The following is a 3,966-nucleotide window of genomic DNA, read 5'->3' as shown; positions in this document are numbered from 1 at the left end:
TTAAATCAAAGTGTTGCGGAATTAAGGTTAAACTAAAAAATTGAATCATGAGAACACATTTTCTTCTTTGTTTTCTATTTCTGTTTTCTTATTTGGGAGCGACAGAGATATCTGTGGATCCGATAACTTTTAATGATGCGTATACCAATGCAGGTGATGGAGATGTTTTATTGCTCGAACCGGGTATATATGCTTCATCCGTGACCTTTCCTTCCGGAAAAACAATTACTTTGAAGTCTGCTTCTGCAACAGAGCTTCCGGAGATCCGGTTCGGTGTATCCGGTAATGATGAGGCAATTATGAATGGCGGATTGATTTTTGACGGTTTGAAAATCGTTCCGTCCGGTGATTATTTTATCAGCGTAGATAAGGTAGGCGATATTGCTGCCATCCGGGTTCTTAATTGTACGATTGAATCTGTGAACCGTTGTTTTATTCGCACTAATAATAATGGATATAGCATTGGTGAGATAGAGTTTGCCAACTGTATCATCCGCAATTGTGGTGATAAAGGTTGGAACTTCCTATATCCAAAGCACATTGTCCGTAAAGTATCCGTACGTAACTCTACCTTGTATAATTATCCGGGTGGGGAGAGTTTTTTCTTAGCCAATGCTTCGGATACGGATAATGTAATGGAGTTTTTGTTCGAAAACAATACGGTATATAAATGGGCAAAGAGTTCCGATCGTGCACTTTGTAAAACGTCCAAAAATTACAGTGTTAATTCCAATTATGTTTTTCGTAACAATATCATAGCCGAACCGGGTGTAGCAGGACAAACTCCGAGTTTACTGGAAGCTACCGGGGGTAATGTGATAGGGGAAAATAACCTGATAGTCAATTATGGAGGTTATAAAGTTAGTAATGCCGTCTCGCAACAGGTGAATGATCTTACCTTGGAAAGTCTGGGGCTGTCTGCTTTAAGTTTCCCTGATCCGGACAACGGTGATTTTACGATCCTGTCCGGTTCTCCACTGGCTACTGCCGGTGTGGATGGCCAGTGTGTAGGTGATCCTCGCTGGATAAAGTCCTTGGGAGATGCTGTACATGTAGAGACTGCTGCTTTACCCGAAGAGGCCGGTAGTGTTTCACCGGTTAGTATTGCTGTCGAAAAAGGAGACAATGCAACATTCACCGCTACGTCCAATTATGGTTTCCGTTTCAAACTTTGGCAGGATGGATCGGGTAAAACTCTTTCGACGGAAAATCCGGCGACCCTCCAAATAGATAAAGATATGAAGGTGGTAGCTGTATTTGATGCCATGGATATGCAGACTTTGACCGTTAACTTAACCGGAGATGGTGCAAAATGGGGAAAAGTGACATTGAGTCCGGAGGCAGAAGGAAACCGTTATGAGAAAGGAACCATTGTAACAGTTACTATAGTGAATAATCCGGTTACTTCTTTTATGTATTGGGAGGATCAGTCCAGCGAGGTATCGCGCCAGGTGATTATGGATGCCGATCGGGAATTGACTGCTGCTTTCGATGTGATTCCGTTTATTGTCGGATGGGATTTCGCCGTATCCGAACCTCGTGGCAATCGTCCGGGAGACTATTACTATCAGACGGATAATACCGGAAACCTGAGTTTATACAATTACGACGGAAGCTCTACCAATTGGGGAGGTAGTAACCGTACTTTCGGTGGTGTAACTTATGATTGTGCCCGCCGCTATACAGCTGCAGCCGATATCAAGACAGCTCCCCGTTATTTCCAGGCTAAATTTTCGGCCCGTGAATATAATAATATCCATGTGAAGTCTATGATCGCTGCAGATAATGAATGCGTACACAAATTACAAAAGATGCAGTATTCTACGGATGGTACGACGTTCTTTGATCTTGCAACGATTGACATGACCGGAAAAATCAGTACGGAATGGATCGCTTGTGATGCCGTGTTGCCTGTAACGCTGACAGAGGAAGAGAAATCTACAATCTATATTCGTTGGATACCCGATTTGAGCAGTGAATTGTTGGGGCAGCCTGCCGATGATGCTACCGAGGGTTTTTATCTGGCCAATCTCTTTGTATATGCTGATCCGAATGACGCTGATCCGGAACCTCCTGTATTATTGAGTACTACCCCGGTCGAAGGTTCGTCTACTGCCTCTGCCAACGGAACTATCACTTTTACATTTGATAAAAAAGTGAAAGCCGGTACTGTTCCGGTTGTATTCAATGGAGAGACGATAACTCCGGTTTTCGGTAGTAAGACCGCTTCTTATACTTATAAGAATCTGTCTTATGGTACTCAGTATGAATTTGTATTACCGGAAGGAGCCGTTACCAATCTTGTAGGTAATTCTTTCCCCGGAGTGACACTTCATTTCTCTACGGTGCCGCGTCCCGATCCTATTGCACGTGTGTTCGACGCTATTGTTGCTGCAGATGGAACAGGAGATTATACAACCGTACAGGCTGCCATCGATGCAGCACCGGCCGGACGTTCGATGCCATGGCTCATCTTTGTGAAAAACGGTTCTTATAGAGAACAGGTGATTGTGCCGAAAGAAAAATCATTCATTCATTTAATCGGGCAAGATAAAGAGAAGACAATTATTCATCATAAACTGAATGTAGGTGGTAAGCCTGCAGAGGGTGACAATGATGAGTTTTGGAAATATTCCGTTCATAATCCGGCATCCGAAGTTTATCAGTTTGAAGGTACAGTCGTGAAAATAAATTCAACGGATTTCTACTCGGAGAATATTTCTTATGTGAACGACTGGGGTATTGATAGCCAGGCCGGCCCGCAAGCACTTGCAATGAGTACGCAGAATGACCGTTCGGCTTTCTTTAACTGTAAATTCCGCTCTTATCAGGATACTTGGATGACCTCTTCTGCAAATGACAATAATCACCGTACGTATGTCACCGATTGTTGGCTGGAGGGTGCTGTCGACTATTTCTATGGTGGCGGTAATGCCTATGTCGAGAAGACAACCTTCTATAATTTGCGTAGTGGTGCTGTTATTGTAGCTCCCAGCCATGGAGCGGGTACACGATGGGGGTATATTTTCGATCATTGTACGGTAGATGGTAATGCTTCGGCTGCTGATGGTAAGCAAAAGTTAGGTCGTCCCTGGCACAATTCTCCTATTACCGTATATCTGAATACGACCATGAATATTCCGATTGCTCCCGAAGGATGGACTGATATGGGAGCAGTTCCTGCTCTGTTTGCCGAATACAATAGTATGGACAAAGACGGTAATCCGATTGATTTGAATAATCGTAAGACTACTTATACGCATGGAGACGGACAGACCGGTAGTTGCAAGGCCGTGCTGACAGCCGAAGAGGTAGTGAAATACACCTACGAAAATGTGATTTGTGAGAATGACAACTGGAACCCGAGAATGTTTATGGAGAAAGTGGATAAACCGGATGATCTTGTTTTAGATGGTGAGCAGCTTTCTTGGAAGGCATCCCGATATGCTATTTGCTATCTGGTGTTCTGCGATGATGAAATGATAGGAATGACTAAGGATACCTTCTTTAATGTTCCTGCATCCGGTAAAGATGCTTCCGCTTATCAAGTGAAAGCTGCCAATGAATACGGTAGCTTGAGTGAACCGGCCACTGCATCAAAAGGTACGGGAGTCCGGAATGAGACGGTCGATAATCGGCTTCAAGTTCTGATTAATGGAAATGAACTGTCTGTTCTGGGTGTTTCTGCCGGTATTCCTGTTATTTTAGCAAGTGTAGACGGTTGTGTAGTGAGAAGCATGACGAGCACGAGCGATAAGGTAACTTTGATACTTCCCTCATTGAAAGGAGTATTTGTATTGAAAGCAGGTGACCGTTCCGTTAAAATTATGTTTTGAACTGTCTGAGATACAGCAGGTGGAACGTACTTGAATGAATATTGTTTCTCCTTTGATAATCAGATGTTTATAAGCCTTATGATGAGGCAAATAAGAGTGTACACTATTACTATACAAAAGTGTACACTCT

At 43.3% G+C, this 3,966-nt stretch carries 1 protein-coding gene; it reads left to right on the top strand.

Annotated features, from left to right (window positions below):
• The first annotated feature begins 47 nt into the window (after positions 1–47).
• Positions 48–3,836, top strand: coding sequence for a pectinesterase family protein (locus tag QVP90_RS00640; protein ID WP_021935412.1), 3,789 nt, complete (start codon positions 48–50; stop codon positions 3,834–3,836).
• Positions 3,837–3,966 lie beyond the last annotated feature (130 nt).

It is taken from the genome of Bacteroides sp. CAG:189 (assembly GCF_000432295.1).
In the GTDB taxonomy this organism is placed as follows: Bacteria; Bacteroidota; Bacteroidia; order Bacteroidales; family Bacteroidaceae; genus Bacteroides; species Bacteroides salyersiae.
This window is presented reverse-complemented; position numbering and strand designations above follow the sequence as displayed.

What these genes read in the sequence shown, in the direction of transcription:
- QVP90_RS00640 (WP_021935412.1), top strand. Translation starts at nt 48, where the DNA reads ATGAGAACACATTTTCTTCTTTGTTTTCTATTTCTGTTTTCTTATTTG.